This window comes from Bradyrhizobium sp. LCT2 (genome assembly GCF_009931255.1).
In the GTDB taxonomy this organism is placed as follows: domain Bacteria; phylum Pseudomonadota; class Alphaproteobacteria; order Rhizobiales; family Xanthobacteraceae; genus Bradyrhizobium; species Bradyrhizobium diazoefficiens.
Map to the genome: position 1 here is coordinate 4343655 of NZ_CP034432.1, position 26012 is coordinate 4369666.

The 26012-nt window shown below is 64.8% G+C and carries 31 protein-coding genes; 21 read left to right on the forward strand and 10 right to left on the reverse strand.

From position 1 onward, the window contains the following. Positions 1-128 precede the first annotated feature (128 nt). Positions 129-545, forward strand: a complete 417-nt coding sequence (gene rplQ, locus EI171_RS20890; RefSeq protein WP_011088131.1) for a 50S ribosomal protein L17 — start codon at positions 129-131, stop codon at positions 543-545. 80 nt (positions 546-625) lie between these two features. Here rplQ and EI171_RS20895 read toward each other — a convergent pair whose 3' ends face one another. After that, on the reverse strand, positions 626-1603 hold the full coding sequence (locus EI171_RS20895) for a tripartite tricarboxylate transporter substrate binding protein (RefSeq protein ID WP_011088130.1): 978 nt from the start codon (positions 1601-1603) through the stop codon (positions 626-628). Between the two features lie 187 nt (positions 1604-1790). Here EI171_RS20895 and EI171_RS20900 point away from each other — a divergent pair, with 187 nt between their 5' ends. Further along, a complete protein-coding gene (locus tag EI171_RS20900) occupies positions 1791-2579 on the forward strand; it encodes an SDR family NAD(P)-dependent oxidoreductase (protein ID WP_161534565.1) in 789 nt (262 codons plus the stop codon). 10 nt (positions 2580-2589) lie between these two features. Continuing rightward, the gene (locus EI171_RS20905) at positions 2590-2898 is read left to right on the forward strand and encodes a DUF1330 domain-containing protein (protein WP_028171395.1); all 309 of its coding nucleotides are present in this window, start codon (positions 2590-2592) and stop codon (positions 2896-2898) included. A 104-nt stretch (positions 2899-3002) separates the two neighbouring features. On the opposite strand, the gene EI171_RS20910 is transcribed toward EI171_RS20905, so the two are convergent. Further along, the gene (locus EI171_RS20910) at positions 3003-4016 is read right to left on the reverse strand and encodes a zinc-binding alcohol dehydrogenase family protein (RefSeq protein ID WP_011088127.1); all 1014 of its coding nucleotides are present in this window, start codon (positions 4014-4016) and stop codon (positions 3003-3005) included. Between the two features lie 133 nt (positions 4017-4149). Here EI171_RS20910 and EI171_RS20915 point away from each other — a divergent pair, with 133 nt between their 5' ends. Continuing rightward, the gene (locus EI171_RS20915) at positions 4150-4536 is read left to right on the forward strand and encodes a helix-turn-helix domain-containing protein (protein WP_011088126.1); all 387 of its coding nucleotides are present in this window, start codon (positions 4150-4152) and stop codon (positions 4534-4536) included. A gap of 41 nt (positions 4537-4577) precedes the next feature. Here EI171_RS20915 and EI171_RS20920 read toward each other — a convergent pair whose 3' ends face one another. After that, positions 4578-6209 (reverse strand): OprO/OprP family phosphate-selective porin, encoded by a 1632-nt coding sequence (locus tag EI171_RS20920; RefSeq protein WP_161534566.1) that lies wholly within the window; start codon positions 6207-6209, stop codon positions 4578-4580. A gap of 313 nt (positions 6210-6522) precedes the next feature. Here EI171_RS20920 and EI171_RS20925 point away from each other — a divergent pair, with 313 nt between their 5' ends. Genes EI171_RS20925 through EI171_RS20935 form a run of 3 tightly spaced genes read left to right on the forward strand, consistent with a single transcriptional unit; the run spans position 6523 to position 10533 of the window. Next, a complete protein-coding gene (locus tag EI171_RS20925; protein ID WP_161534567.1) occupies positions 6523-7929 on the forward strand; it encodes a DegQ family serine endoprotease in 1407 nt (468 codons plus the stop codon). After that, the gene (locus EI171_RS20930) at positions 7926-9263 is read left to right on the forward strand and encodes a replication-associated recombination protein A (RefSeq protein ID WP_011088123.1); all 1338 of its coding nucleotides are present in this window, start codon (positions 7926-7928) and stop codon (positions 9261-9263) included. The genes EI171_RS20925 and EI171_RS20930 overlap by 4 nt, the downstream gene beginning before the upstream one ends. Before the next feature lie 52 nt (positions 9264-9315). Further along, positions 9316-10533 carry an RluA family pseudouridine synthase gene (locus tag EI171_RS20935; RefSeq protein ID WP_161534568.1) on the forward strand — a complete coding sequence of 406 codons (1218 nt, stop codon included), beginning with the start codon at positions 9316-9318 and terminating at the stop codon, positions 10531-10533. A 186-nt stretch (positions 10534-10719) separates the two neighbouring features. Here the strand turns inward: EI171_RS20935 and EI171_RS20940 are convergent, their stop codons facing one another. Then, a complete protein-coding gene (locus tag EI171_RS20940) occupies positions 10720-11166 on the reverse strand; it encodes a hypothetical protein (protein ID WP_161534569.1) in 447 nt (148 codons plus the stop codon). Positions 11167-11242: 76 nt separating this feature from the next. On the opposite strand from EI171_RS20940, the gene EI171_RS20945 reads away from it, so the two are divergent. The 4 genes from EI171_RS20945 (at position 11243) to blaOXA (ending at position 14884) form a co-directional block, all read left to right on the forward strand. Continuing rightward, positions 11243-12037 (forward strand): ATP12 family chaperone protein, encoded by a 795-nt coding sequence (locus EI171_RS20945; protein ID WP_161534570.1) that lies wholly within the window; start codon positions 11243-11245, stop codon positions 12035-12037. Positions 12038-12094: 57 nt separating this feature from the next. Beyond that, positions 12095-13732, forward strand: coding sequence for a flagellar hook-length control protein FliK (locus EI171_RS20950; protein WP_161534571.1), 1638 nt, complete (start codon positions 12095-12097; stop codon positions 13730-13732). After that, positions 13729-13992, forward strand: coding sequence for an EscU/YscU/HrcU family type III secretion system export apparatus switch protein (locus EI171_RS20955; protein WP_011088117.1), 264 nt, complete (start codon positions 13729-13731; stop codon positions 13990-13992). The genes EI171_RS20950 and EI171_RS20955 overlap by 4 nt, the downstream gene beginning before the upstream one ends. 73 nt (positions 13993-14065) lie before the next feature. Beyond that, positions 14066-14884 carry a class D beta-lactamase gene (gene blaOXA, locus EI171_RS20960; RefSeq protein ID WP_028171403.1) on the forward strand — a complete coding sequence of 273 codons (819 nt, stop codon included), beginning with the start codon at positions 14066-14068 and terminating at the stop codon, positions 14882-14884. Positions 14885-15041: 157 nt separating this feature from the next. Here the strand turns inward: blaOXA and EI171_RS20965 are convergent, their stop codons facing one another. The 3 genes from EI171_RS20965 to EI171_RS20975 all read right to left on the reverse strand — a co-directional run bounded on the left by EI171_RS20965 (position 15042) and on the right by EI171_RS20975 (position 17268). After that, positions 15042-16034, reverse strand: coding sequence for a dienelactone hydrolase family protein (locus tag EI171_RS20965; RefSeq protein ID WP_028171404.1), 993 nt, complete (start codon positions 16032-16034; stop codon positions 15042-15044). 70 nt (positions 16035-16104) lie between these two features. After that, entirely contained in the window at positions 16105-16701 is a 597-nt protein-coding gene (locus tag EI171_RS20970; RefSeq protein ID WP_161534572.1) for a hypothetical protein, read from the reverse strand. 162 nt (positions 16702-16863) lie between these two features. After that, a complete protein-coding gene (locus EI171_RS20975) occupies positions 16864-17268 on the reverse strand; it encodes a DUF4260 domain-containing protein (RefSeq protein WP_161534573.1) in 405 nt (134 codons plus the stop codon). A gap of 149 nt (positions 17269-17417) precedes the next feature. Between EI171_RS20975 and EI171_RS20980 the strand changes: the two genes are divergently transcribed. The 8 genes from EI171_RS20980 (at position 17418) to EI171_RS21015 (ending at position 22671) form a co-directional block, all read left to right on the forward strand. Further along, the gene (locus tag EI171_RS20980) at positions 17418-18950 is read left to right on the forward strand and encodes an acyl-CoA carboxylase subunit beta (protein ID WP_110116361.1); all 1533 of its coding nucleotides are present in this window, start codon (positions 17418-17420) and stop codon (positions 18948-18950) included. Between the two features lie 119 nt (positions 18951-19069). After that, complete coding sequence (locus tag EI171_RS20985; RefSeq protein WP_011088111.1) at positions 19070-19417, forward strand: hypothetical protein; 348 nt, start codon at positions 19070-19072, stop codon at positions 19415-19417. A 160-nt stretch (positions 19418-19577) separates the two neighbouring features. Continuing rightward, the gene (locus EI171_RS20990) at positions 19578-20063 is read left to right on the forward strand and encodes an adenosine-specific kinase (RefSeq protein WP_011088110.1); all 486 of its coding nucleotides are present in this window, start codon (positions 19578-19580) and stop codon (positions 20061-20063) included. Positions 20064-20182: 119 nt separating this feature from the next. Continuing rightward, on the forward strand, positions 20183-20365 hold the full coding sequence (locus tag EI171_RS20995) for a hypothetical protein (RefSeq protein ID WP_028171408.1): 183 nt from the start codon (positions 20183-20185) through the stop codon (positions 20363-20365). 34 nt (positions 20366-20399) lie between these two features. Continuing rightward, positions 20400-20726 (forward strand): GcrA family cell cycle regulator, encoded by a 327-nt coding sequence (locus EI171_RS21000; RefSeq protein ID WP_038967071.1) that lies wholly within the window; start codon positions 20400-20402, stop codon positions 20724-20726. 168 nt (positions 20727-20894) lie between these two features. Continuing rightward, positions 20895-21101: a SulP family inorganic anion transporter gene (locus EI171_RS46755; RefSeq protein ID WP_371740544.1), complete on the forward strand. Its 207-nt coding sequence runs from the start codon at positions 20895-20897 to the stop codon at positions 21099-21101. Further along, positions 21089-21832 carry a dodecin domain-containing protein gene (locus tag EI171_RS46760; RefSeq protein WP_371740523.1) on the forward strand — a complete coding sequence of 248 codons (744 nt, stop codon included), beginning with the start codon at positions 21089-21091 and terminating at the stop codon, positions 21830-21832. The genes EI171_RS46755 and EI171_RS46760 overlap by 13 nt, the downstream gene beginning before the upstream one ends. Before the next feature lie 107 nt (positions 21833-21939). Next, on the forward strand, positions 21940-22671 hold the full coding sequence (locus tag EI171_RS21015) for a protein-L-isoaspartate(D-aspartate) O-methyltransferase (RefSeq protein ID WP_161534574.1): 732 nt from the start codon (positions 21940-21942) through the stop codon (positions 22669-22671). A 134-nt stretch (positions 22672-22805) separates the two neighbouring features. Here the strand turns inward: EI171_RS21015 and EI171_RS21020 are convergent, their stop codons facing one another. Further along, positions 22806-23453: a glutathione S-transferase family protein gene (locus EI171_RS21020; protein WP_161534575.1), complete on the reverse strand. Its 648-nt coding sequence runs from the start codon at positions 23451-23453 to the stop codon at positions 22806-22808. Positions 23454-23584: 131 nt separating this feature from the next. Here EI171_RS21020 and EI171_RS21025 point away from each other — a divergent pair, with 131 nt between their 5' ends. Together EI171_RS21025 and EI171_RS21030 are read left to right on the forward strand one after the other, a co-directional pair. Next, positions 23585-23899, forward strand: a complete 315-nt coding sequence (locus tag EI171_RS21025) for a hypothetical protein (RefSeq protein WP_161534576.1) — start codon at positions 23585-23587, stop codon at positions 23897-23899. 107 nt (positions 23900-24006) lie between these two features. Then, entirely contained in the window at positions 24007-24285 is a 279-nt protein-coding gene (locus EI171_RS21030; protein WP_110116358.1) for a twin-arginine translocation signal domain-containing protein, read from the forward strand. Between the two features lie 152 nt (positions 24286-24437). Here EI171_RS21030 and EI171_RS21035 read toward each other — a convergent pair whose 3' ends face one another. Both EI171_RS21035 and EI171_RS21040 read right to left on the reverse strand, forming a co-directional pair. After that, entirely contained in the window at positions 24438-24680 is a 243-nt protein-coding gene (locus EI171_RS21035) for a GCG_CRPN prefix-to-repeats domain-containing protein (RefSeq protein WP_008143062.1), read from the reverse strand. A 285-nt stretch (positions 24681-24965) separates the two neighbouring features. Further along, a complete protein-coding gene (locus EI171_RS21040) occupies positions 24966-25973 on the reverse strand; it encodes an alpha/beta fold hydrolase (protein ID WP_161534577.1) in 1008 nt (335 codons plus the stop codon). Positions 25974-26012 lie beyond the last annotated feature (39 nt).

A 26012-nucleotide genomic window follows, 5' to 3' on the forward strand; every position in this document is an offset into this window, starting at 1 on the left:
GAACCTCGAGATTCCGGGTTCGGCTCTGCGAGCCATCCCGGAATGACTGACTGGGCGAACGCAGGCAGCCCACCTGAGCAACATGTCCGACGAACCGTCGCGGCAGTTTTAACGTAAGGAATAGTTACATGCGTCACGGCAAGGTTCATCGGAAGCTCAACCGCACGGCCGAACACCGCAGGGCGATGTTCGCCAACATGGCGGCCGCGCTGATCAAGCACGAGCAGATCGTCACCACGCTGCCGAAGGCCAAGGAGCTCCGTCCGATCGTCGAGAAGCTCGTCACCCTCGGCAAGAAGGGCGGGCTGGCCATGCGCCGCCAGGCGATCTCCGAGATGCGCGACAAGGATCAGGTCAAGAAGCTCTTCGACGTGCTCGCGACCCGCTACAAGGACCGCCAGGGCGGCTACACCCGCATCATCAAGGCCGGCTTCCGCTACGGCGACAACGCCGCGATGGCCGTGATCGAGTTCGTCGATCGCGACGTCGATGCCAAGGGCCAGGACTCCGGTCCGGTGCAGGAGAAGGAAGCCGAGGCGGCGTAAGCCGTTTCAGCAGGTACGGAATTGAAAGCGGCGCCCTCGGGCGCCGCTTTTGTTTTTGGGGCTGGCGAAGATCAGCGCGACTATTCTTCCTTGATCCCCGCCCTTTGCGCGATCTCCTTCATCTCGGCGGTCTCCTTGCCGATGGCTCCTGCCCAATCGCTGTAGCGCATGAAGCCCGGTTCGAAGCCGACCGTGGTGAAGCGCTCGATGACGGAAGGGCTGTTGACGATCTCCTCCAGCGCCGCCGTCAGCTTGTCGTGAACGGCCGGCGGCAGCCCCTTGGGCGCGACGACCGCGCCCCAGGACGCGAAGTCGATGCCGGTGTAGCCGAGCTCGGCAAGCGTCGGCACGTCGGGCAGGTAGGGCGTGCGCTTGCCGGAGAACACCGCGAGCACCTTGACGGTGCCCGCCTCGATCTGCGGCTTCACGGCGATCACGGTGTCGACGTGGTACTGGATGTGCTTGCCGATGAGGTCGTTCATCGCCGGTGCGCTGCCCTTGTAGGGCAGGTGGACCATCTTGACCCCGGCACTCGACTTGAACAGCTCGCCGGCGAAATGCGAGACGGTCGCGACGCCGAAGGATGCGAGCGACAGCTTGTCGGGATTGGCCTTCGCCTCGGCGACGAGCGAAGCGACGTCCTTGACGGGATTGTCCTTGTAAGTGACGAGCGCCAGCGTGATCTTGCCGACTTGGCCGAGCGGCTCGAAATCCTTGGCCGCGTCGTAAGGCACGCTTTCCTTCACGGCTGCCGGCAGCGTGAAGCTCGAGTTCGAGCTGAAGAACAGGGTGTATCCGTCAGGCGCCGAACGTGCGACTTCCTTGGCCGCGATCGTGGTGCCGCCCCCGGGACGGTTCATGATGATCACGGGCTTGCCGAGCCGCGTCTCCAGCTCGCCGCCGATGATGCGCGCGACCACGTCGGAGGCGCCGCCCGGCGGGAAGGGGACGATCAATTGCAACGATTTCTCCGGATAGACCGTTTGAGCCGGCGCGAGCGAATTGCCGCCCATCAAGCCGACCAGTCCGAGAAAAATCGTGAGAGCCGTCCGCTTCATCGCATAGTTCTTCCGTGTTCACATGAGACGCCGTGCTGCTTAGCAATAATCGTTCCAGCCGCGGTTCAGGCGGGGTGTCTACGTTGTCGCAGGAAAGGTGCTCGGCGTCTCACTGATTGGTGAGCGCCGATTGCGGCCCGATCCGCCGCGTCCGATATTCCCATCATCGATCTGATGGAGATACTACATGAATATCGACCTTTCCGGAAAAACTGCACTGGTGACCGGCTCGACCGCTGGCATCGGCCACGCCATTGCCAGAGGTCTCGCCACCTCCGGTGCGAGCGTCGTGATCAACGGGCGCGGCCAGGACAAGGTCGACGCCGCCGTGCGCAAGCTGGAAGCGGCGGGAGGCAAGGTGCGCGGCATCGCCGCCGACGTCTCGACGGCGGCGGGCTGCAAGGCGCTTGTGTCCGCGCTGCCCGAGGTCGACATCCTCATCAACAATGCCGGGATCTTCGAGCCGAAGGACTTTTTCGATATTCCGGACGAGGACTGGAGCCGCTTCTTCGAGGTCAACGTCATGAGCGGTGTGCGGCTGTCGCGCGAATATCTGAAGGGCATGCTCAAGCGCAACTGGGGCCGGATCGTCTTCATCTCCTCGGAATCCGGCCTCAACATTCCCGTCGAGATGATTCACTACGGCATGAGCAAGACCGCCCAGCTCTCGGTCGCGCGCGGTCTGGCGCAGCTCACCCGCGGCACCGGCGTCACCGTCAATTCCGTGCTGCCGGGCCCGACCATGTCGGAGGGTGTCGAGACCTTCGTGAGGGATCTCGCGAAGCAAAACGGTCAGTCGGTGGATGAGGCCGCCGCCAATTTCGTCAAGCAGCATCGCCCGAGTTCGCTGATCCAGCGCTTCGCCAGCGTCGACGAGATCGCCAATATGGTGGTCTATGTTGCGTCGAAGGAAGCGTCCGCGACCAATGGCGCGGCGCTGCGGGCCGAGGGTGGTATCGTCAACACGATTGCCTGAGGCTGCGCACGTGCCGGCTTATGTGATCTCCGAGGTCGAGGTGCGCGATCAGGCGATGATGGAAGCCTATCGCGCGCTTGCGGCGCAGACTATCGCGCAATATGGCGGCCGCTACCTCGCGCGCGGCGGTGCCGCCGATGTGGTGGAGGGCGGCCCGCCGCCCAAGACCATCATCATCGTGGAGTTTCCCACGATGGCCCGCGCGCGCGAATGGTACGCCTCAGTGGAATATGCCGAGGCGTTGAAGCTGCGACAGACGGCGCTGGAGCGGCGGTTGATGTTCGTCGAGGGCATCGCTCCAGGAGCGCAACTGCCGTAGGGTGGGCAAAGCGAAGTGCCCACCACCTTTCTGCGCCCGTTGCGTGATGGTGGGCACGGCGCAAGCGCGCCTTTGCCCACCCTACGCAGCGGCGCTGTGCTCGCCTACCACCCCTCCAGCACGATCTTGCCGCGCGACTTGCCGCTCTCGAGCAGCGCGTGCGCGCGCTTGAGGTTGGCCGCGTTGATCGTGCCGAAGGTCTGGTCGAGCGTGGTGCGCAACACGCCCTTGTCGATGAGGTCGGCGACGTCATTGAGCAGATGATGCTGCGCGATCATGTCAGGCGTCTGGAACGAGGAACGCGTGAACATCGATTCCCAGTGCACCGAGATCGCCTTGCCCTTGAACGTGCTCATGGTGAACTCGGGCGGATCGTCGATCAGGCCGAACCGGCCTTGCGGCGCCATGAACTCGGCGATCGCCTTGTAGTGCTGATCGGTGAAGGTGAGGCTCGCCACCAGCGCCACCGGCGGCAGCTTGAGCTTCTCGATCTGCTCCTTCATCGGCTTGCCATGGTCGATCACCGCATGCGCGCCGAGATCGAGACACCACTCTTGCGATTCCGGCCGCGTCGCCGTCGCGAGCACCGTGAGGCCCGTGAGGCGGCGGGCGAGCTGGATCAGGATCGAACCGACGCCGCCGGCGCCGCCCGTGATCAGCAGCGTGCGCGGATCGACGCTCTTGCCCGGTACCGCGCCGAGGCGGTCGAACAGCAATTCCCACGCGGTGATGGAGGTGAGGGGGAGGGCGGCGGCCTGCGCGAACGACAGGCGCTTCGGCTTGTTGCCGACGATGCGTTCGTCGACCAGGTGGAATTCCGCATTGGTGCCCTGGCGCAGGATCGAGCCCGCGTAAAACACCTCGTCGCCCGGCTTGAACAGCGTGACCTCGGGCCCGACGGCGTCGACCACGCCGGCTGCGTCATAACCCAAGATCTTCGTCTCGCCCTCGGGCGGAACGGCGCGCTTGCGCACCTTGTAGTCGACCGGATTGGCCGAGATCGCCTTCACGGCGACGCGTATGTCGCGCCCCTTGGGCTCGGGCTTTGCGGTCTCGAAATCGAACAGCGCGTCCTGATCCTCGATCGGAAGCGATTTCTTGTAGCCAACGGCCTTCATGGCTTGTCTCCATCAGATAGCGCGCAGCTTGTGACGTGCGCCCGGCCTGCTAACTGTCCCGCTGGCCCCGGTTTGGCAAGTACTGTAAATTCGGGGATATAGTCCCTGTTTGGATACTATTGGGAAAACACGCATGAAGCGGCGAGATTTTACCCGGCGTCCCGGCTGCTCGGTCGAGGCGACGCTGGACCTGATCGACGGCAAGTGGAAGGGCGTGATCCTCTACCACCTTCAGGACGGCACCCAGCGCTTCGGCGAACTGCGGCGCCGGATGCCCGGCATCACCCAGCGCATGCTGACAAAACAGCTTCGCGCGCTGGAGGAGGACAAGCTCGTCATCCGCAAGGTCTATGCCGAGGTGCCGCCGCGGGTGGAGTATTGCCTCTCCGAACTCGGCGAGAGCCTCAGGCCCGTGATCGACATCCTGAAGGCGTGGGGCGAGAGCCATCAGCAACGGCTATCCTGCGCGCCGGCGCCCGAGGCGGCGGAACCGGTCAAGAAGCCGAAGCGAGCAGCGTGAATGTCCGGGAGCGGACTGCGCCGCTCCCGGACAAGATTGCGTCAGAACGCAAACTGCGTGCGCATCGCGACCGCGTCGAACTTCGAGCCGACGTCGGCGGTCGAGACCGGCGAGGCTTGCTTCGACACCGTGCCATGCAGGTAGTCCAGCATGAAGCGGACATTGCCGTTGACGTACCAGTTGAGCGCGAGCGTGTAGACCGTCTGGCGTCCGCCGGCGATGCCGGCGGCAGTCGCGAGCTGATTATTCAGATCCATAGTGGAATAGCGGCCGGCGATCTCCCAGGCGCCCCAGCCACCGCCATCGAGCGAGAACGGATGATCGGGCTTCACGCCGCCATAGGAGGCGTTCGCTGGATTGTACTTGCGCGATTCCCCGGTCAAGACGTAGGCCGCTTCCGCGTAGCCGCCCTGGAATTTCAGGCTTGGCGCTCCGATTAACGGCACACTGGTGTTCGCGTTGCGATCGATGTTGAACCAGTAGTATTCGCCCTGGAGGAACAGCGATCCATAGGTCGCGGCGGCTTCGACACCATAAACCTGCGCGCCCGCGACATTGGCAATCGCACCGGTCGAGATCAGTGTCGTAGGGTCAATTCGCAGCTCAGGCCGGTCGCTGAGCGTGAGCGTCTGCGTGTTGGCGACCAGATTGCGCGGCGGCTGAATCAGCCACTGTGCGTCGCCGCCGAGATGCAGCGAATAATCCTTGCCGTTGACGAGCTGGCCCGCAACGCGGGCCGTCGCGCCGTACTGCTCGCTGGTGCCCGGAGGTGAGACGCTCGACGCTGAGTGAATCGCACCCGTGGTCGGACCCGTCACGTACGCGCCGGCCCAGAACACGTCGTTGTACCAGCGGGCGCCGACGGCAGAACGGAAATCGCCGGCGGCGATATTTTGCGCGATCACGCCGACCGAGGCGCGCTCCATGAAGGGAATGTCGTTGGAGCTCGAGGACTCATCGAGGGTCCAGGCAAGGTCCATGATGCCGGCCTCGATCGCCATCTTGCCGCCAAAAGGCTTCAGCCCGGTGTAGCTCACATACGCGTTCTCGATGCCGGATGTGCCACCGCCGGGCAGGAAGCCGACAGGAGTAGCGCCGGCGGCCCCCGTGCCGCCGAAGCCGTCAGCCGAACCGCCGAAGTCGTAGATCAGGGCAAAATTCCAGTCTTCGAGGAACTTGCCGACGACGCCGATGCGTGCGCGACGGACGTTCTCGCCGCTGTCGAGTTTCTGCGGCACGGTGCCTGCCGTATTGGGACGATAATCGTAGCCGCCGACATCCCAGTGCACGCGGCTCGTGATCGCGACGCAGTTCGCTCCGTCGGCCGTGCAGATGGTCGGCCGGTTGTTCGGCATCGTCACGACGACGCCGGAAGCCGGCGCCGGGCCCTTGAGCGGGATCGCCGCATTGGCATTGGCGACGACCGCTTTCGCCTCCGAGCGCGCTTCGGCTTTTGCTTCGGCCTTGGCTTCAGCCTTGGCTTTCGCCGTCGCTGCGGTGTTCGCTGCGGTCTGGCTCTGGAGCTTGTCGAGCTTCTGCTCGAGCATCTTCAGCTGCTGCTTCAGGAGTGCGATCTCCTGTTCGCTGTTGCTGGCCGATTGGGCCTGGGCTTGCGATGCCGCCAGCACGCCGGCGAGACCAATCGCCGTGGCTGCAATTCTTGTCCTGCTCACGTTACGCCTCCATCGTTTGACGAACTTCCCCAAGTCGCGAACGGAGAGCCTAGGAAGGATCGATGACTGCCCCGCGACGCTGCGTCCGGTTGCGTGGTTCCCACTGATGCAAATTCGCCGCAACCGAATCCGCCTTGCATCACCATGCAAGATGACGCGTATCATGCCAATCCGTAGCGCCGGGCAAATTGCTATTTCGCACACCGGGCCGGTATGCGGCGGGCGCCGGAAGGGGGGTGAATATTGCCATCCCGCGCCCTTCTATTGGGGGGCGAACGCGCCTATATTCCGGCGTCTTTTCCAAGAGGTAGGAATGTTTCGATCGACCTGGACCGCCGTCGTCACGGCATTGTGCATAGGCTTTTCGGCCCACTTCAATCCGGCTGCGGCGCAGGACCGCCGGGTCCCGTCGTCGCCGGCCGAGCTGCGGCTGTCCTATGCGCCGATCGTGCAGCGGGTGCAGCCGGCGGTCGTCAACGTCTATGCCGCCAAGGTGGTGCAGAACCGCAATCCGCTGCTGGATGATCCCATCTTCCGCCGCTTCTTCGGCGTGCCCGGCCAGCAGCCCGAGCAGATGCAGCGCTCGCTCGGCTCCGGCGTCATCGTCGATGCGTCGGGCCTCGTCGTCACCAATGTCCACGTCATCGAGGGCGCGGACCAGGTCAAGGTGTCGCTGTCGGACAAGCGCGAGTTCGAGGCCGAGATCCTGCTGAAGGATCCCCGCACCGATCTCGCCGTGTTGCGCCTGAAGGACACCAAGGAGAAATTTCCAACGCTCGACTTCACCAATTCCGACGAGCTGCTGGTCGGCGACGTCGTGCTCGCGATCGGCAACCCCTTCGGCGTCGGCCAGACCGTGACCCACGGCATCATCTCGGCGCTGGCGCGCACGCAGGTCGGCATCACCGACTACCAGTTCTTCATCCAGACCGATGCGGCGATCAATCCCGGCAATTCCGGCGGTGCACTGGTTGACATGAGCGGCAAGCTTGCCGGCATCAACACCGCGATCTATTCGCGCTCCGGCGGCTCGCAGGGCATCGGCTTTGCGATCCCCGCCAACATGGTGCGCGTGGTCGTCGCTTCCGCCAAGGGCGGCGGCAAGGCGGTGAAGCGTCCCTGGCTCGGCGCGAAGTTGCAGGCGGTGACGCCCGAGATCGCCGAAAGCCTCGGCTTGCGTTCGCCGACCGGCGCGCTGGTCGCGAGCGTGGTCTCGAACGGTCCCGCAGCGAAGGCCGGCCTGAAATCCTCCGATCTCATCACCGGGATCGACGGCCAGACCGTGGATGATCCCAATGCCTTCGACTACCGCTTCGCGACGCGTCCACTCGGCGGTTCCGCGCAGATCGACGTGCAGCGCGGCGGCAAGCCGCTCAAGCTCGCGATCGCGCTGGAGACCGCACCCGACGCCGGCCGCAACGAGCTCGTCATCACTGCGCGTTCGCCGTTCCAGGGCGCGAAGGTCTCGACCATCACGCCGGCGGTTGCCGACGAGCTGCATCTGGACGCCGACACCGAAGGCGTCGTGATCGCCGATCTCGGCGGCGACAGCGCGGCCGCGAATGTCGGCTTCCAGAAGGGCGACATCATCCTGGCTGTCAACAATCAGAAGATCAGCAAGACCGGCGATCTCGAAAAGGCTGCGGGTGAGCGCCCGCGGATCTGGCGCATCACGCTGGTGCGCGGCGGGCAGCAGATCAACGTCACGCTGGGCGGATGAGTCCGAAGCGACCACAGGAGACGCCAACTCTCTTTGCCGCGGCGGGGCTCGATCACGAGGCTCCGCATCCGCTGCCGGACCGGCTGCGCCCGCGCGCGTTGTCGGAGGTCGTCGGCCAGGATCACATCCTCGGCCCCGACGGCGCGCTGACGCGCATGCTGGAGACGCGCACGCTAGGCTCGCTGGTGTTCTGGGGCCCGCCCGGCACCGGCAAGACCACGGTGGCGCGGCTGCTGGCGGACGCGACCGACCTGCATTTCGAGCAGATCTCCGCCGTGTTCTCCGGCGTCGCCGATTTGAAGAAGGCATTCGACGCCGCGCGTGCCCGCCGCGAGATGGGCAAGGGCACGCTGTTGTTCGTCGACGAGGTGCATCGCTTCAACCGCGCCCAGCAGGATTCGTTTCTGCCTGTCATGGAAGACGGCACGGTGGTGATGGTCGGTGCCACCACCGAGAATCCGTCCTTCGAGCTCAACGCCGCGCTTCTGTCGCGCGCGCGCGTGCTGGTGTTTCGCTCGCTCGACGCCGCCGCGATCGAGAAGCTGTTTGCGCATGCCGAGGAGGTCGAGGGCAAGAAGCTGCCGCTCGATGCGGAGGCGCGCGCGGTGCTGGTGCGCATGGCCGACGGCGATGGAAGGGCCTCGCTGACGCTTGCCGAAGAGGTTTGGCGCTCTGCACGGGCTGACGAGATTTTCAATGCCGCGCAGTTGCAGGACATCCTGCAGCGCCGCGCCCCGATCTATGACAAGTCGGCCGACGGCCATTACAACCTGATCTCGGCGCTGCATAAGTCGGTGCGCGGCTCCGATCCCGACGCTGCGCTGTATTATCTCGCGCGCATGCTCGATGCCGGCGAGGACCCGCTATTCCTGGCCCGCCGCGTCGTGCGCATGGCGGTCGAGGACATCGGCCTTGCCGATCCGCAGGCGCTCGTCATCGCCAATGCCGCCAAAGACGCCTTCGACTTCCTCGGCCATCCCGAAGGCGAGCTCGCCATCGCGCAAGCGGTGGTCTATCTCGCCACTGCGCCGAAATCGAACGCGGTCTACACCGCCTTCGGTGCCGCCATGCAGACCGCAAAGCAGGCCGGCTCGCTGCTGCCGCCAAAGCACATCCTCAATTCCCCGACCAAGCTGATGAAGTCGGAAGGCTACGGCGCAGCCTACGAATACGACCACGACGCCCCCGACGCCTTCTCCGGCCAGGATTATTTCCCGGAAGCCCTGGGCCGCCAGACCTTCTACGATCCGCCCGAGCGCGGTTTCGAGCGGGAGATCCGGAAGCGGCTGGATTACTGGGCCAAGCTGCGGAAGGAGCGGGGCGGCTCGCGCTAGAAACGGCCATTTCGCCGTGACGGGAGCCGGCTTTTAGGGTACGCAGGCAGCCATGAGCCGCCGCATCAAGAGAATGAATCCAAAGCCCCGTTCGCGTGACGAGCGCGACGATTCGCGTCCGTTCAAGGCGCGCACCGCAAAGAAAGCGGGACCGCGGCCGGGTGGCAAGCCGGGGACGAAGCCGCCGCGCTTTGCGGGCGAGCGCGCCGAGCGGCGGCCGCCCAAGGCTGCTGCACAGGAAAGGCCTGCGCCCGAAAAGCCGGTCGAGGCGCTGCTGCCGACCAAGGTGCAGACCGTCACCGTGACCGCCGACGAGAACAACATGCGGGTCGATCGCTTCCTCGAGGCGCGCTTTCCCGGCCTGTCGTTCTCCCACATCCAGCGCGTCGTCCGCAAAGGTGAGCTCCGCGTCGACGGCAAGCGCGTCGACAGCAAGGACCGGCTGGAGGAGGGGCAGAGCGTCCGCATCCCGCCGCTGAAGCTCGACGCGCCCAAGGCCGTCGGCGAGCTCTCGGAGGCTGCGCAGAAGACGCTCAAGGCGCTGCAGGAGATGACGATCTACGAGGACGACGACGTCCTCGTGCTGAACAAGCCGTTTGGGCTTGCGGTGCAGGGCGGCTCCGGCACGACGCGGCACATCGACCAGATGCTGGAGGTGATGCGCGACTCCAAGGGGCAGAAGCCGCGGCTTGTGCACCGGATCGACAAGGACACGTCGGGCTGCCTCCTGATCGCGAAGACCCGTTTCGCTGCTTCGCACCTGACCGGCGCGTTCCGCTCGCGGTCGGCGCGAAAGGTCTATTGGGCGCTGGTGCCGGGGCTGCCGAAGCCGAAGCAGGGCCGCATCTCGACCTTTCTCGCGAAAGAGGAGAGCGAGGACGACACCATCATGCGTATCGCCCAGCACGGCGATGAGGGCGCGAGCCACGCGGTGACCTATTACGCCGTGGTCGAGACCGCCGGCAACAAGCTGACCTGGGTGTCGCTGAAGCCGGTGACGGGCCGCACCCACCAGCTCCGCGCACATATGGAGCATATCGGCCATCCCATCGTCGGCGATCCCAAATATTTCAGCATCGAGAACTGGCAGCTGCCAGGCGGCCTGCAAAACCGGCTGCATCTGCTGGCGCGCCGCATCGTCATTCCGCATCCGCGCGGCGGCGTGATCGACGCCACCGCCCCGCTGCCGCCGCACATGCAACAGTCGTGGAATCTGCTCGGGCTCGATGCAAGCCGGTTTGATCCGATCGAGAACGCGCCTGAGGAATAGTGAATCCGTAGGCTAGGGAGTTTCCGCGACGTCGTCCTGGCGAAAGCCAGGACCCATTACCCAAGGGAGGGGTTTGGCGAAGACTCCTCGTTTGGTATTCCGACCTCTCGCGATCGATAGATCACGCGGTATGGGTCCTGGCCTTCGCCAGGACGACATCAGGTGTTTGGTAAGCGGCTTACCCCCTCAATTCCGGAACTGTTCCAGAAACATCCGCAAGCTGTCGTGCGAGCTCTCGACATCGGTGATCAGCCAGCCCTCGGGTCCGTTGACGAGGATGAAGTTCAGCGTCACCCGGCGGCCGTGATTGTCGAAATTCGCCGCGACATAGGTCTTGTCGTATTGCCTGCGGGCCACCGCGATCACGACCGGGCCGAGCTTCCAGCTCGGGCTCTGCACCAGGAAATCATAGGGCTCGGCCCTCGGCGTGCTCCAGGCCTTGCGTAGCGGGAAATCGAAGAACTGCCGGGCGGTGGCGCCATCCCGCGGCAGGCCTTTTGACAGTTCCGGCGCGCCCTGGCCGTAATGGGCGTAGACATTGCGAACCAGCGATTCCGGGCTACGAAAGCCTGCCTCCGCCGCGGCCAGTCCAAGTCCCGCATATAGGGCGACAATGCCCGTAAGTTCCCTCATGCCCGCCGCTCGCTTTATCGGCCACAGGTCTTAGCTTAAAAGCCTAGCATCCAGCCGCGGAGACCGAAAACCCAAGATGCGTGAATTGTTCGATGAAGCTGCGGCCCAGCCTCCGCGCGATCCGCGGGAATCGGCCCGCCAGTCCGCGCGCACGCCGCAGCGCAAGCGCTTCTACAAGGAGGCCGGCGTCGCCGAGGCCGAAGGCGGCTTCGCCATCACACTCGACGGCAGGCCGATCCGCACGCCGTCCGGCCGCCAGGTCGTGATCCCCTCGCGCGCGCTGGCCGACGCGGTCGCCGCCGAATGGGCGGCCCAGGGCGAGACGATCGATCCCGTGACCATGCCGCTGACGCGGATCGCCAACAGCGTGGTCGAGGGCGTGGTCGACCGCGTCGAGCTCGTCAGCGACGACCTTGCGAAATATTTCGAGTCCGACCTGCTGTTCTATCGCGCCGGCCATCCCGAGGCGCTCGTGGCCCGCGAGGCCACGCATTGGGATCCCGTGCTGTTCTGGGCCGCGGAGACGCTCGGCGCGCATTTCATCCTGTCCGAGGGCATCATGCATGTGAAGCAGCCGGACGAGGCCATTCGGGCCGCCCGCGCGGCACTGCCCGGGGATGCCTGGTCAGTCGCGGCGCTCCATGTGGTGACGACCCTGACTGGCTCGGCGCTGCTGGCGCTGGCCCTGGCCCATGGCGTGCGCGATGCCGGCCAGGTCTGGGCCGCCGCCCATGTCGACGAGGACTGGAACATCGACCAATGGGGCGTGGACGAGGAAGCTGCGGCACGCCGGGCCGCCCGCGCGCAGGATTTCGAGGCTGCCGTGGCGGTTCTAGACGCGGTGAAGGTACCTGCGGTCAAAGGTCCTTAACGAGAGGTTTACGAGGGCGGCCTTAGGGTGAGACCAGCGTTCCCTGGGCCCCCCGAGATGCCGACGCCGATAAGCTCGATCGTTCCCGTCAGTGCTGCCAGCCCCGTGGCTGATGCGGCGACGCCCGATCTCGTGCTTCAGGCCGGCAGCGTCGTCGACGCCAGAGTGGTCAGCGTGCTCGCCGACAATCTGGTGCGGATCGCGATCGCAAACCTCTCCCTCGACGTGATGTCGGAAGTCGCGCTGTCGCCTGGACAAAATCTTCAGCTCGCGGTGTCGCAGAACGACGGCACCATCCGGCTCGCCGTCGTCAACGGCGCAGGCGAGGCGGCGGCCGACCAGGTCACGCTGACGCCGGCCGCGGCTTCGCTGGTAGAGAGCCCGCCGCTCGCGCCGTCCGCAAGCGCCGCCCGCAACACCTTGACGCCATCGGAGCAGCTTGCTGTCACAATGGCTTCGGCCGAGGCCGCGAGCAAGCAGGGCAGCCAGGCGCCGCTGTTCGCCAATCTCGCCTCCGTCGTGGCCGGCAGCGATCTGCCGGCGGGATTGAAGCAGGCGGTGCTCGACGTGCTGGCGCAGCAGACGCCGCTCAATACTCAGCTCGATGGCCCCGATATCGAATCCGCCTTCCAGAAGTCCGGCCTGTTTCTCGAGGCCTCACTGGCCGCGGGCGCGACGCCATCGCCAGGCGCCGTGCCGGACCTGAAGGCGGCGCTGCTGGTGCTGCGCCAGACGCTGGCCGCGACCTCAGGCGCGCGCGAGACCGGCGTGCCGCAGGCACCGGCGCAAGGCACTGCGCCGCCGACAAGCGTCACGACCACACCGCAGACCGCAGCATCCGCACTTCAGGCGGCGGGCTCGGCCGCGCAAGCGGCATTGCCGTTGCCCGACGCCGAGATCGCGCAACCGACGCAACCGCCGCGCGGCGCTGCGCTCGCAGCCGCCGTGTTGGCCAACATGGCGGGCGAGGCGCCGCAGACGGCGGGCCCGCGAACCATGTCCGCAGGCCTTGCCGCGAGCCTGCTGCAGGAGGTCACGCAAAACCTGCCGCGCATGATCGGCAACGTGCCGGGCTCGAACAAGGCGGTGCCCGATGGCCACATCTTCGAGGCCGCCGCGCGCGCGACGCCACCGCCATTCCGCGGCGCGCTGCCGTCGCCGCAGTCCATCGCCTCGCCGTCGCTCGCGCCGGATTCGCCGCTGGCCGCGACCGTGCACCGCCTGCTCGACGACACCGATGCCGCGATCGCGCGGCAGACCTTGCTTCAGGTCGCCTCGCTCCCCGATCGCACCGATGCCTCCGGCCATCGCGTCGATCCGGCCGTGCCGCAGTGGAATTTCGAGATTCCCTTTGCGACACCGCAGGGCACCGCCATGGCGCAGTTCGAGATCTCGCGCGACGGCGGCAACGAATCCGCCGATCCCGCCAAGCGCGCCTGGCGCGCGCGCTTCACGCTCAATGTCGAGCCGGCCGGCCCGGTGCATGCGCTGATCACGCTGAACGGCGACAAGACCTTCGTGCGAATGTGGGCGGAGCGGCCGGCGACCGCGCAACAGCTCCGCGCCGGAATCGGTGAGCTCAGCCAGGCGATGACCAGGGCCGAGCTCAAGCCCGGCGACATCGTGGTGCGCGACGGCACGCCGCCGCAGCCGGCACCGGCCCGCGCCGGCCACTTCCTGGACCGCGCCACATGAGTGATCCGTCCAAGCTCGCGATTGCGCTGCATTACGAGAAGGGCTCTGGCGCGCCTGTCGTCGTCGCCAAGGGCAAGGGCACGATCGGCGAAAAAATCGTCGAGATCGCCAAGGCCAACGACATCCCCATCGAGGAGAACGAGATCCTGGCCGGCGCGTTGTCCAAGGTCGAGCTCGGCGAGGAGATCCCGCCCGATCTCTACAAGGCCGTCGCAGAAGTGCTGGTGTTCGTGCTGCGGCTGTCGGGCCGGGGGCGCTGACGCGCTGTCATCGTTTCACCACGATAGCGGCTGCATGGTCGCGTGGCATTTCTCAGTTCAACGGACATCGCCCTTGCTTACCCGCCGTTCCACTCTCGGTCTTCTCACTGCTGCCGCCACCATGCCGTCGCGCGCGCTCGCCCATGTCGCGCCGCCGCGCAATGAGATCCGCGACAGCCTGGCAAAGCGTTTCACCGATCTCGGCACATCAGGCACCTTCGTCGGCTACAAGGTCGAGGACTATCTGATCGTCGCCAGCGACAAGGAGCGCTCGGGCGAGGGGAAGCTGCCGGCGTCGACCTTCAAGATTCCAAACTCGCTGATAGCGCTGGAGACCGGCGTGGTTGCCGATCCTGACAAGGACGTGTTCCCCTGGGACGGTGTGAAGCGGCCGATCGAAGCGTGGAACAAGGATCACACGCTGCGCAGTGCCATCGCGGTCAGTGCGGTGCCGGTCTATCAGGAGATCGCGCGGCGCATCGGGCAGGAGCGCATGCAGAAATACGTCGACCTGCTCGACTACGGCAATCGCGACATTGGCGGCGGCATCGACCAGTTCTGGCTCACCGGAGCCTTGCGTATCGATCCGGTCGAGCAGGTCGATTTCGTCGACCGGTTGCGGCGCCGCGCGCTGCCGATTTCCAAACGCAGCCAGGATCTCGTCGCTGACATCCTGCCGGTGACCAAGGTCGGCGATAGCGTCATCCGCGCCAAGTCCGGCCTCTTGGGCGCCGAGCGCGGCGAGCCGTCGTTGGGCTGGATGGTCGGCTGGGCCGAGAAGGGCGAGGCGCACACCGTGTTTGCGCTCAACATGGATTGCACCGAGCCGCGCCTCGTCGGCGAGCGCATGCCGGTGACGCAAGCCTGCCTTGCCGAGATCGGCGCCGTCTGAGCGCAACCGCGCTGATCTGCATTGCGAGCGCAGCGATGCCGTAGGGTGGGCAAAGGCGCGTAGCGCCGTGCCCACCATCTCTCGATACGGTCACCTGTAGTTGGTGGGCACGCTTCGCTTTGCCCACCCTACGGTATCGCGTGCGGACCAGACCCTCTCAGCCCAGCTTGAACAGCGCCTGCAAAAACTCCTCCACGGCCTTGCGCGACTCCGCGGCGGTTGCGGGATTGCCGCCGACATGCGGATTGAGCTCGACGCAGGAATCCTTGTAGGTGAAGGGCGCTTGCGTGCTGGCGTTCATCAGCACGCCGCCGTCACCTTCCTTGATCTGGCAATTGCGCACGGTCTGCGCGTTGGCGGAGACAGCCACGGTGGCGGCGCCGAGCAGGCCGCTGTCAAAGCCGTGCGCGCTATCGGGGTATTCGGTCAGCACCACGTCGCGCCCGGCGGCCTTGAGCCGCTCGACGAAGGCCTTGCAGCTCTTCACGGGGTTGTAGTCATCAGGCGTGCCGTGGAAGATGCGGATCGGGCGCGCCGCGACATCGGTATCGCCGACGTAGCTTGTCGAGCAATCCGGATAGAACGGGATGTAGGCGGCGAACTGGATGCCGGACTTGTTCCAGAGCTTGTTGAAGCGGTTGAGGCTCGCATAGAGCGTTGCCTGTCCGCCGCGCGAAAAGCCCATCAGCACGATGCGGTCGGGGTCGACGCGGGGATGCTTCGCCAGAATCTCGAGCGAGCGGTAGATGTCGACGATCAGGTTGAGCCGGCCGAGCAGGGCCTGGTTCGGTCCGACCACCGTCAGTCCGCGGCCGGTAAAGCCGTCGATCACAAAGGTCGAGATGCCCATGGCGTTGAAGGCGTGGACCCAGGCTTCCGTGGTAGCGCCGACGCCGCTGGAGCCGTGCATCAGCACCACGACGGGGAGTTTTCCACTGCCCTGCGCGACGCGGAATTCGCCCGCGACCGTCACGACCTTGCCGGCGGCCGCATCGCCGCTCAAAAATTGCTGGTCGGAGAGGGTGAGCGAGGGGATCGGGTAGATCTCCGCGCGGGTGGCGACTTCCTTGGGAAGGGATTGCGCGTTGGCGAACGCGGCTGAGACGCAAAGCGCGATGAGCGCGGCAGCGGCGCGGAATGCCCTCGGCATCGGATTCTCCCTGATTTTTTTTGTAGTAGAACAACAGGCCCGCGCGCTGTCAATTTGGCGCGCGGCGGCCTTAGGCCTTGTCGGCCGTCTTCTTGGTCGTCAGCGCCTGGTCGATGGCAAAGCCGCCGATCTCGCTCATGGCCTGCGAGATCACGTCGCCGCTTCTGGCAAAGCCGCTGGAGAGATAGTCGAACTGCGTCCGCGCCAGCCGCAGCACCTCGATCGGCACGGAGACCGCGGTCTCGTTGAAGCTGTCGACGGAGGCGCGCAGCGTCTCCAGCTCGGTGCTGAGCTTCCCGATGTGGCTTTCCGCGTCCTGCATCAGGCCGAGCAGCTTGCCGCGCTCGGCATCGAACGCCGCACGCTCGGCCGCCGCAGCCGCCGTCACCTCGGTCAACTGCGCCCGCAGCGCCTCGATCTGGCTGACCATGGCGTCGGAGGCAAGCTCGGCGGCCTCGTGCAGCTCGACATGGCGTCTGTTCTCTTCATGCTGCTGATGATAGAGCCGCTCGGCTGACATCGCCCGCTGCGTCAGGGACTCGATCAGGCTTGCGGCACGCAGCAGCATCTCGCCGTTCCGCCCTGACACCATGCTGGCCATGCGCCGCAGGAAGTCGACGGTTTCGGACGACGAGTTCGGCGGCAGGGGGACGACCGTCGCGGACATGAGGTGATGCTTGCAGTCAGACGTGAGGACCGCCGCCGTACCGACTGGGCTCACGCAACATTCGGCGCCTGATCGTAAGCCTGGAGCAAGCCTGAATCGGCGGGCCGGGTCAACCGACCGGCACGGATAAAATCGACCGTCCCGCCGCCAAGTCGCGCGGGGTCAGGCGTCCTTCTGCCGGCCAATCCGCCCGAGATGGGTAAAGCCGAACCCGGCTGAATATTTCAGGCCATAGCCCAGCGCCCGGTCTATGCCGATATGGGCCAGCCAGATCAAGGCGATGGATAAGGTGAGCGGCGAGGCGAGGCCGAAGCCCAGCGTCAGCAGCGCCACCGGCGCCATGTAGCTGTGGGCGGCGTTGTAGACCAGCGCGCCGAACTTGGCGCCCGAGAGGTATGCCAGGAAGCTCAGATCGGGGACGAAAAAGAGCAGGGCAAAGACGAGCCAGGAGCCGTCCCAGGCCCAGTAGAGCACCACCATGCCTGCAAACAGCGTCAGGCCCTCCAGCCGCAGCAGGATGTTGACACCGCCCGTCACAGTGCCGGTCTCGGCCGTTCCTTGGTCCATCGTCGCCTCCCAGGCAAAACTCTGTAATTCCTTGCGCTTTCCCGCTGCGGCAAGGCAGCCCTGCGGGCCCGAAAGCCGCTTCCCGGCCCGCAAAATGCCGTGTTAGAACCCCCGGCAATCGCATTTAGGCTAAGAACTGGCGGGAGCAAATGAAACATATCCTGGACGCCCTTGAAGATCGTCGTGCCGGCGCAAAGCTCGGCGGCGGGGAGAAGCGCATCGAGGCGCAGCACGCCCGCGGCAAGCTGACCGCGCGCGAGCGCATCGAGCTCCTGCTCGACAAGGGATCGTTCGAGGAGTTCGACATGTTCGTCGAGCACCGCTCCACCGAGTTCGGCATGGAGAAGACCAAGGTGCCCGGCGACGGCGTCGTCACCGGCTGGGGCACCGTCAATGGCCGCAAGACGTTTGTCTTTGCCAAGGATTTTACGGTGTTCGGCGGGTCGCTCTCTGAAACCCATGCACTGAAAATTACGAAACTCCAGGACATGGCGATGAAGGCGCGGGCGCCCATCATCGGCCTCTATGACGCGGGCGGCGCCCGCATCCAGGAAGGCGTCGCCGCGCTCGCCGGCTATTCCTACGTGTTCCGCCGCAACGTGCTTGCCTCCGGCGTGATCCCGCAGATCTCCGTCATCATGGGTCCCTGCGCCGGCGGCGACGTCTATTCGCCGGCCATGACCGACTTCATCTTCATGGTGAAGAACACCAGCTACATGTTCGTCACGGGCCCCGACGTCGTGAAGACCGTCACCAACGAAGTCGTCACCGCCGAGGAGCTCGGCGGCGCCTCGGTGCACGCCACGCGCTCCTCGATCGCCGACGGCGCCTTCGAGAACGACGTCGAGACGCTTCTGCAGATGCGGCGCCTGATCGACTTCCTGCCGTCCAACAACACCGACGGCGTGCCGGAATGGCCGAGCTTCGACGACATCGGCCGCGTGGACATGTCGCTGGACACGCTGATCCCCGACAATCCGAACAAGCCCTACGACATGAAGGAACTGATCCTGAAGGTCGTGGACGAGGGCGACTTCTTCGAGATCGCCGATGCCTTCGCCAAGAACATCGTCACCGGCTTCGGCCGCATCGCCGGCCGCACCGTCGGCTTCGTCGCCAACCAGCCAATGGTGCTGGCGGGCGTGCTCGACAGCGACGCTTCGCGCAAGGCGGCACGCTTCGTCCGCTTCTGCGACGCCTTCAATATTCCCATCGTCACCTTCGTGGACGTCCCGGGCTTTTTGCCCGGCACCGCGCAGGAATATGGCGGCCTGATCAAGCACGGCGCAAAGCTGCTGTTCGCCTATTCGCAGTGCACTGTGCCGCTGGTGACCATCATCACCCGCAAGGCCTATGGCGGCGCCTTCGACGTCATGGCGTCCAAGGAAATCGGCGCCGACATGAACTACGCCTGGCCGACCGCCCAGATCGCCGTGATGGGCGCCAAGGGCGCGGTCGAGATCATCTTCCGCGGCGATATCGGCGACCCCGACAAGATCGCGGCGCGAACGAAGGAATACGAAGACCGCTTCCTGTCACCGTTCATTGCGGCGGAGCGCGGCTACATCGACGACGTCATCATGCCGCACTCGACCCGCAGGCGCATCGCGCGGGCGCTGGCGATGCTGAAGGACAAGAAGGTGGAAATGCCGGCGAAGAAGCACGACAATTTGCCGTTGTGAGATCTCGTAGCCTGATGAGCGAAGCGACATCCGGTTTTCCACTCAAGAGTCCCGCATGTCGCTTCGCTCATGCGGGCTACTGGCTACGCTACTGATTTGGCATCCTCGATCAAGATCCGATGACCGAACACGATCCGACCGACGAAATTTCACAGATCGAAGATCGGATCGAGCGGCTCGCCGAGATTGCCGAGCGGTGCCGGAAGTACATTCTCGCGTCCAAGATCGCCATCGGCGGCGGGGGCGCGCTGCTGTTGGTCGCGATCCTCGGCCTGTTTGGGACAGGTCAGACCGCCGCGCTCGGATCAATCGCTCTGGTGCTGGGCGGGATCGTGTCACTTGGCTCGAATGTCAGCACGTTGCGGCAGACGGAGAGCGCGATCGGTGATGCGGAGGCGCTTCGATCTCGGCTGATCGGCAGGATCGACCTGCGCGTGGTTGCCGATGCGCCGATGAAGCTGGTGTGACGCGCCGTCCGTTCGGCACCTTTGTTCACTGCCCCAGCTTCGCCCGTCCCTTGCTTCGCTGCCAGTGGCTTCCGGCGCGAAATCGGCTGTCTCTGGCCGCTTGCAATTGCCTTCTGGTGGCCTACCATGAACAGCGTTGGGACCTTGAAGGAGTGCAGCCATGGAACTCACCGTGGTGCCGATCGTCAAGCCGGACGCAACCAACTTCATCTTCGGCCAGTCGCATTTCATCAAGACTGTGGAAGACCTCCATGAGGCGCTGGTGGGCGCAGTTCCGGGCATCCGCTTCGGGCTGGCCTTCTGCGAGGCCTCCGGCAAGCGGCTGGTGCGCTGGTCGGGGAACGACGAAGCCGCGATCGCGCTTGCACGCGACAACGCAATGGCCATCGGCGCCGGCCATACATTCCTGATCTTCCTGGGCGACGGATTCTTTCCAGTCAACGTGCTGGCTGCGGTGCGTGCGGCGCCGGAGGTCTGCCGCATCTACTGCGCGACGGCCAACCCCACACAAGTGATCGTCGCGCAAACGGAGCAGGGCTGCGGCGTGCTCGGGGTGGTGGATGGCGCCTCACCGCTGGGTGTCGAAACCGACGAGGACATTGCGTGGCGGAAAGACCTGCTGCGAAAGATTGGCTACAAGCTGTAGTGGCTGGATGCAGCCGAAGCGGCGGGCCTGCATCGACAAGACCGTCGAACCCACAACCGCAAGATGCCCGGCACATTAATCGCCGGCGCTCTCAAGCTCCAGACCCGAGGAGCAACACCATGAAGCAAAACATCCCCGAAGAATTTCCCACCGGCTTGATGGATTGGAGTCGCTTTGTGATCAAGGGCAGCAAGATGCCGCCCCGGGATCCTGATGACGATGAAGAGGACGAGGACGAGGAGGGAGAAGAGGAGGGGGACGACGACGAACCGGCGGTCGTACGCGAGCCGGACGAAGACTAGAAAAGTGGATGGCAGTTGGCGTACAATATCTCCCATGAGTTGGGATGCGAAAGACGTAGCGCTGCTCAAAAAACTCTGGGTCCAAGGACAGAGTGCCGCGCAGATCGCGCGCCGTCTCGGGTGTAGCCGTAACGCTGTCTGCGGCAGGCTAACTCGCTTGGGCCTGACGCGTGGCCACAAGCCGCCAACAGCAAAACCCAAGATAAGGTCGGTCCGGAAGCGAGAGCCGGCGTTGTTGGTTGCCTGTGCCCAACCGGCAGCCAAGAAGGTGTCGCGGAAGACAACAAACAAGCAGCCCAAGGAATTCAGCAAGCACCAGCTTTACGCCATGCTAGCTGAAGCGGTCAGGAATACGGGCTAACGGGCTACCGCGACGTTGTTGCGGCGCGGGCTCAATGAGCCGAGTCCGACCGGGTTGGGAGGGGCAATGGATCATTGGACCCGCTGGTTACCAGGTCTTGGCACCCTTCGTCGATATCAAGGGAAGTGGCATTCGCACGATATCTTCGCTGGATTCGTATTGGCGACAATGCTGGTCCCGGTTGGCATTGCCTACGCGGAGGCGTCGGGCTTGCCCGGTATCCAGGGTCCATACGCAACGATCACAGCGCTCCTCGCTTACGCGCTGTTCGGTCCAAGCCGCATCCTCGTCCTGGGACCAGACTCGGCTCTGGCAGCCATTGTATCGTGGGTGTTGTCGGTCCATTGTCGGGTGGCGATCCCATGCGCGCCATAACCTTGGCCGGCATGATGGCAATCGTTTCCGGCACGGCATGTATTCTGGCAGGCATTCTACGCCTGGGCTTTGTAACCGAACTTCTCTCCAAGCCCATACGCCACGGTTACATGAACGGAATTGCATTGACCGTATTGATCAGTCAACTGCCAAAGCTGTTCGGCTTTACGATCGAAAGCGAAGGACCTCTGCGGAGCCTGTGGGCGATCGCCGGTGCAATCACCGAAGGAAAGACAAGCTGGGTAGCCCTTGGGCTCGGGCTCGGCACGCTGACGGTGATCCTTCTGCTCGAGAGCAACAAGCGGCTGCCAGGCATTCTGATTGCCGTCGTCGGGGCAATGGCCGTCGCGGGCGCGCTGGATCTTGGGAGGACTGCGAGGACCGAGCCAAAGCCTAGTCTCGATGGACCTTGGTGCGCCCTGCGATCGTGGCGTCCTTTCAGCGCCGATATCGTGCTAGGCTCGACTATGGCAGGGAGCACCTGCTTCCTGCTTCATACCGAACGGGAGGACGACATGCCTGAGAGCGTCTACAAGGTCATAGAACTGATCGGCACCAGCAACGATTCCTGGGAAAAGGCCGCCGCCAACGCGGTCGAGCAGGCTGCAAAATCTCTTCGTGACCTTCGTGTCGCAGAGGTCGTCAAGCTCGATATTCAGCTGGACGCCAAAGGAAAAGTAGAGGCCTATCGCGCTAAACTCAACGTGTCGTTCAAGTTCGAGGGCACCTGAGCTTAAGCAAACCTCGCCTCGCATGCGGGGCGAGGTCGGATCTTACGCGCAGGGTTAGCGCTCAAACGGTCGACGTGAATTGTGTCCCTCTTGGAGAGCGCACGATCATGAAGGTCTTGCCACTGCTCGTGGTCGCCATGGGTGTCGTCGCGTGGGAAGCGACTGCACAGGACGCACAATGCGTCCGCGAACGCGCCGCCATGGTCGAGGCCATCCGGGCCTACGCCCGGTCCGCTGCCGGTGTTTTGGGACAGCAAGGCCTGTCGGAGAAGGTCCTTGAGGCCATGGCGCAAACGAAACGCCACCTGTTCATCCCTGAGCAATCTTGCTCTATCGCATACGCCGATAGACCGATACCAATCGGCCTCGGCCAGACCATATCGCAGCCGTACATTGTGGCCTTGATGACCCAGTTGGCCGAGGTCGCGCCCGATCACGTTGTGCTCGAAGTCGGTACCGGTTCGGGCTACCAGGCCGCCATCCTCGCGCAGCTCGCGCGAAAGGTCTGCAGCATCGAGATCATCCCGCAATTGGCCGAGACCGCCGCGAAAACACTAAGGGACCTCGCGTATGACAACGTGAGCGTCAGGCTTGGCGATGGCTACGATGGCTGGCCCGAATGTGGTCCTTTTGACGCAGTCGTCGTGACTGCCGCGCTCGGGGAACCACCGCCGCCGCTGATCGAGCAGCTTAAAGTAGGTGGCCGACTCGTCATGCCGGTGGGCCCCGGTTACGGCACCCAGCATCTCACGGTCGTCGAAAAAATCGCTCCTGGCAAGACGACGACGCGCGCCGTCGCCCTCGTGCGGTTTGTCCCGTTTACGCGTTCGCAAAACTAGAAGCCAGGGTGGAACAGGTTGAGCGCGTAGGGTCGGTGAGCCTTGCGACTGCGCGAAGCGCAGTTCGCTGGGCGTAACCCACCAATTTTGTTGAGGCGGACATTGGCGGATTGCGCTTCGCTAATCCGTCTGCGTTAGCGTGCCTCATCCGCCGCAGCAAAATGCGCCATCTGGTCGGCGCGGGCCTTGGCGAAGGCCGGGCGGCCCGTGGCGCGCGCGACATAGTCGCGGCAAGCCGGATGTGCCGCCAACCCATCGAAGCGATCGACGACGCGCAGCACGTCCGACATCAGGATGTCGGCGACGGAGAAGGAGCCCGCCAGCCATTCGCGGCCGGCGAGCACCGGCTCCATGTGCTTGAGGCGGAGCTTGAGGAAGTCGTCGACGAACTTCACGGCAGGTGAGCCATCGTCACTGCCGGTGAACTTGAACATCGTCCAGGGCAGGGCGGGCATCTCCACCGAATTGAGCGCCGCGAACACCCACGTCGTCGCCTCGTTACGGCCGCGCGGATCGGTGGGCATCAATGCCGGGCTGAGCTCACCCAGATGCAGCAGGATCGCGCCGCTCTCGAAGATCGAGAGGTCGCCGTCGGTCAGCCACGGCACCTGGCCGAAGGGCTGGTGCGCGAAATGCGCGGCGTCCCGCGGGCCGAACGGCACGCTCGCGACGCGGTACGGCAACGCGGCCTCTTCGAGAGCCCAGCGCACACGGAGGTCGCGCACGAAACCCCTGGGCATCTCGGGAACCCAGTCGAAAGTGGTGAGGGTGAGGTCGGCCATGCGGTGTCTCCCAGTGCTGCTCAGGGCATAGGACGGGCGAGGGACGTGCGTTCCGACACCGGTGTCAATTCTTTTTGTCGCCGGCGACTTGAGCGGTTAGTCTCGCCCCAAAACAACAGGAGGAAACCCCGATGCCCGCCGCCTTCTTCGTCGTCCGCGCCATCGTCACCGACGCCAGCAAGCGTGCCGCCTTCGACAGATGGTACGAGACCGAGCACGTGCCCGACGCGGTAAAGGCGTTCGGCGTAGCCAAGGCCTGGCGGTTCTGGAGCCTGGACGATCCCTCCCTGCATCAGGCTATGTATCAGTTCGACGACGAAGCCACGCTCGCGGCGATGCTCAGAGGCGACGCGCTGAAAAAGCTCGTCGCCGATTTCAACCGCGACTGGCCCGACGTGAAACGGACGCGCGAGACGCTGGTGCTGGCGCAGGAGTTTGCGAAGTAGTTCCTGTCGCCTTTGCAACGAATCTGAACGGACGATTCAGCCGCAGTTCATATCGCAGGCCCGACACTTGCTCGGCATCATCAACGCGTGCCTGAGAGGAAGATGTCATGGAACGCCGCAATTTTTTGAAACTTGCATTCGGTGCCGCGGCGGGAGCCGCCGCGTTCACCGCCGCCGCGCAGGCCGCGCCGCTGGCGCCGCAGCCGCTCGGTGATCCCCGCATGCCGCAAGGCAATCCGGATGCTCATCCCGCCGTCACCACCAGTGACGAAGCTGCGCAGCTCAAGCCCGAGCAGGTGCACTGGCACGGTCGTGGCCATCACTGGGGCTGGCGCCATCGCCACTGGGGCTGGCGTCGCCGGCGCTGGCATCGCCGCCACTGGTAAGCGCCCGGCCGTCGAGGCCTGGACGGGGATCGCGGTTCGCGATCCCCGTTTTGATTCGGCGCTCCTGCAAGCCGATGTCCTGCAGAGCGCTGAAAAGAAAATGGCCGCGCAGGCTGTCGCCGCGCGGCCATTCGCGATGCGAAAGGACGAGATCAGAACGGCCGGCAACGGCCGGCGTACCAGCGGAAGCCATAGGGGCACACGCGCGGACGCACGACTACGACCGGCGCGGGGCGGGGCGCCACGACGACAACCGGCGGGCGCCCGGCCATCGGACGGCAGCCGCCATAGGGGCCGCGATACCAGCCGGGGCCGCAACCGCCGGCGGCGCTGGCCGCTTCGCTGAAACCGACGACCGCGCTGGCGAGCATGACGGCGGCGAAGAGATATTTCATTTGAACTTCCTTCTCGTCCTCGGGACAGAATGTTTGGGCAGCGCGCTTGCGGCGCACAATGAATCAAAAGACACGATTCGACACGTTAAATCTGGGGAGAAACGTGCCGACACGTCGCGATCCAAACCTGCCAATCATGACCTGAATGCGGCATGAACGTTGTCCGCATACGGCTTCAGGCGACAGCAATGGCGCCAGCGGCCCGTTCCGATGGAATCGAAACGGGCCTCCAGGTTCTTTGTTCTGACGCTACGCGAACCGGTATCCACTTTGCTCGAAAACGCTCTACCGGCCGAGAAAGCCGAGCACCAGCTCCCGGTACTTCTCCGGCGCTTCCAGGAAGACGAGATGGCCGGTGTCGGGGATCACCTCGGCCCGCGCATTCGGCATCTTCGCAGCAAACGCTTTCGCGAGCTCGGCGTTCTGCCCCATCTTCGCGCGCAGCGCCTCCGGTGCGTTCGGCCGGCCCGGCGCATTGTGGTCGTCGGCGCCCATGATGAACAGCGTCGGCTCGGTGATCAGCACAACCTCGTGCGCGACCGGCTCGCGATAGATCATCTGCCCGGAGCTCACGAAGGCGCGCAGCCAGCGCGGATAGTCGGGGCTGCCCTTGATGTTGAAGCGGGCGTCGATGAACGGCGTGATTGCATCCGGCGGCAGCTTGATCGCGTAATTGGTCTGGAGCTGCTTGCGATAGCCCTCGGCCGTCAGCTTGTCCTCGCTCTCGATCATCTTCTCGGTCGGCGTCGGCGGCACGTAGAGGCGGTAGTCCTCCAGCCCGATCGGCGCGGTCAGCACGAGATGGGCGACCCTGTCGGGATAAGCGCGGGCGATGCGCACGCCCAGCATGCCGCCGAGCGAATGCGCGACAACCTCGGCCTTGTCGATCTTGAGGTGATCGAGCAGCGCGATGGTGTTGCGCGCCAGCGTGTCGAAATGCAGTTCGCCTTGCGGCTTGGAGGATTTGCCGAAGCCGATCTGGTCCGGCACCACGACGCGGAATCCGGCCTCGCTGAGCATCTTGATGACGGGCGCCCAGTAGCTCGACGGGAAATTGCGCCCGTGCAGCAGCACCACGGTGCGGCCGTTCGGCTGCTGAGGCGCCACGTCCATGTAGGCCATGCTGAGCTGCTCGCCGTCGTTGACAACAGGCAGCAGGTGCACGGGATAGGGATAGGCGAAGCCTTCGAGCGCGATGCCGTAAGGCTCGCGTGGTGTGGTGTCGACGGCGTATGCGGCAAGAGGGGCGGCGAGGAAGGCGGCGGCAAGCGCGGCCGGGAGGAAGCGGATCATTGGGCTCTCTGGCTTTTGCAGAACGTCATTCCGGGGCGC

Bases quoted from the DNA above. Each gene is read 5' to 3' on its own strand.
- EI171_RS20910 (WP_011088127.1), bottom strand. From the start codon at position 4,016: ATGAAGGCCGTTGGCTACAAGAAATCGCTTCCGATCGAGGATCAGGAC.
- EI171_RS21020 (WP_161534575.1), bottom strand. From the start codon at position 23,453: ATGGCCGACCTCACCCTCACCACTTTCGACTGGGTTCCCGAGATGCCC.
- EI171_RS20900 (WP_161534565.1), top strand. From the start codon at position 1,791: ATGAATATCGACCTTTCCGGAAAAACTGCACTGGTGACCGGCTCGACC.
- EI171_RS21000 (WP_038967071.1), top strand. From the start codon at position 20,400: ATGAGTTGGGATGCGAAAGACGTAGCGCTGCTCAAAAAACTCTGGGTC.
- EI171_RS20915 (WP_011088126.1), top strand. From the start codon at position 4,150: ATGAAGCGGCGAGATTTTACCCGGCGTCCCGGCTGCTCGGTCGAGGCG.
- EI171_RS21030 (WP_110116358.1), top strand. From the start codon at position 24,007: ATGGAACGCCGCAATTTTTTGAAACTTGCATTCGGTGCCGCGGCGGGA.
- EI171_RS20940 (WP_161534569.1), bottom strand. From the start codon at position 11,166: ATGAGGGAACTTACGGGCATTGTCGCCCTATATGCGGGACTTGGACTG.
- EI171_RS20990 (WP_011088110.1), top strand. From the start codon at position 19,578: ATGGAACTCACCGTGGTGCCGATCGTCAAGCCGGACGCAACCAACTTC.
- EI171_RS21040 (WP_161534577.1), bottom strand. From the start codon at position 25,973: ATGATCCGCTTCCTCCCGGCCGCGCTTGCCGCCGCCTTCCTCGCCGCC.
- EI171_RS20925 (WP_161534567.1), top strand. From the start codon at position 6,523: ATGTTTCGATCGACCTGGACCGCCGTCGTCACGGCATTGTGCATAGGC.
- EI171_RS46755 (WP_371740544.1), top strand. From the start codon at position 20,895: ATGCTGGTCCCGGTTGGCATTGCCTACGCGGAGGCGTCGGGCTTGCCC.
- EI171_RS21025 (WP_161534576.1), top strand. From the start codon at position 23,585: ATGCCCGCCGCCTTCTTCGTCGTCCGCGCCATCGTCACCGACGCCAGC.
- EI171_RS21015 (WP_161534574.1), top strand. From the start codon at position 21,940: ATGAAGGTCTTGCCACTGCTCGTGGTCGCCATGGGTGTCGTCGCGTGG.
- EI171_RS20995 (WP_028171408.1), top strand. From the start codon at position 20,183: ATGAAGCAAAACATCCCCGAAGAATTTCCCACCGGCTTGATGGATTGG.
- EI171_RS20980 (WP_110116361.1), top strand. From the start codon at position 17,418: ATGAAACATATCCTGGACGCCCTTGAAGATCGTCGTGCCGGCGCAAAG.
- EI171_RS20895 (WP_011088130.1), bottom strand. From the start codon at position 1,603: ATGAAGCGGACGGCTCTCACGATTTTTCTCGGACTGGTCGGCTTGATG.
- EI171_RS20955 (WP_011088117.1), top strand. From the start codon at position 13,729: ATGAGTGATCCGTCCAAGCTCGCGATTGCGCTGCATTACGAGAAGGGC.
- EI171_RS46760 (WP_371740523.1), top strand. From the start codon at position 21,089: ATGCGCGCCATAACCTTGGCCGGCATGATGGCAATCGTTTCCGGCACG.
- EI171_RS20985 (WP_011088111.1), top strand. From the start codon at position 19,070: ATGACCGAACACGATCCGACCGACGAAATTTCACAGATCGAAGATCGG.
- rplQ (WP_011088131.1), top strand. From the start codon at position 129: ATGCGTCACGGCAAGGTTCATCGGAAGCTCAACCGCACGGCCGAACAC.
- EI171_RS20950 (WP_161534571.1), top strand. From the start codon at position 12,095: ATGCCGACGCCGATAAGCTCGATCGTTCCCGTCAGTGCTGCCAGCCCC.
- EI171_RS20965 (WP_028171404.1), bottom strand. From the start codon at position 16,034: ATGCCGAGGGCATTCCGCGCCGCTGCCGCGCTCATCGCGCTTTGCGTC.
- EI171_RS20930 (WP_011088123.1), top strand. From the start codon at position 7,926: ATGAGTCCGAAGCGACCACAGGAGACGCCAACTCTCTTTGCCGCGGCG.
- EI171_RS20935 (WP_161534568.1), top strand. From the start codon at position 9,316: ATGAGCCGCCGCATCAAGAGAATGAATCCAAAGCCCCGTTCGCGTGAC.
- EI171_RS21035 (WP_008143062.1), bottom strand. From the start codon at position 24,680: ATGAAATATCTCTTCGCCGCCGTCATGCTCGCCAGCGCGGTCGTCGGT.
- EI171_RS20970 (WP_161534572.1), bottom strand. From the start codon at position 16,701: ATGTCCGCGACGGTCGTCCCCCTGCCGCCGAACTCGTCGTCCGAAACC.
- EI171_RS20945 (WP_161534570.1), top strand. From the start codon at position 11,243: ATGCGTGAATTGTTCGATGAAGCTGCGGCCCAGCCTCCGCGCGATCCG.
- EI171_RS20975 (WP_161534573.1), bottom strand. From the start codon at position 17,268: ATGGACCAAGGAACGGCCGAGACCGGCACTGTGACGGGCGGTGTCAAC.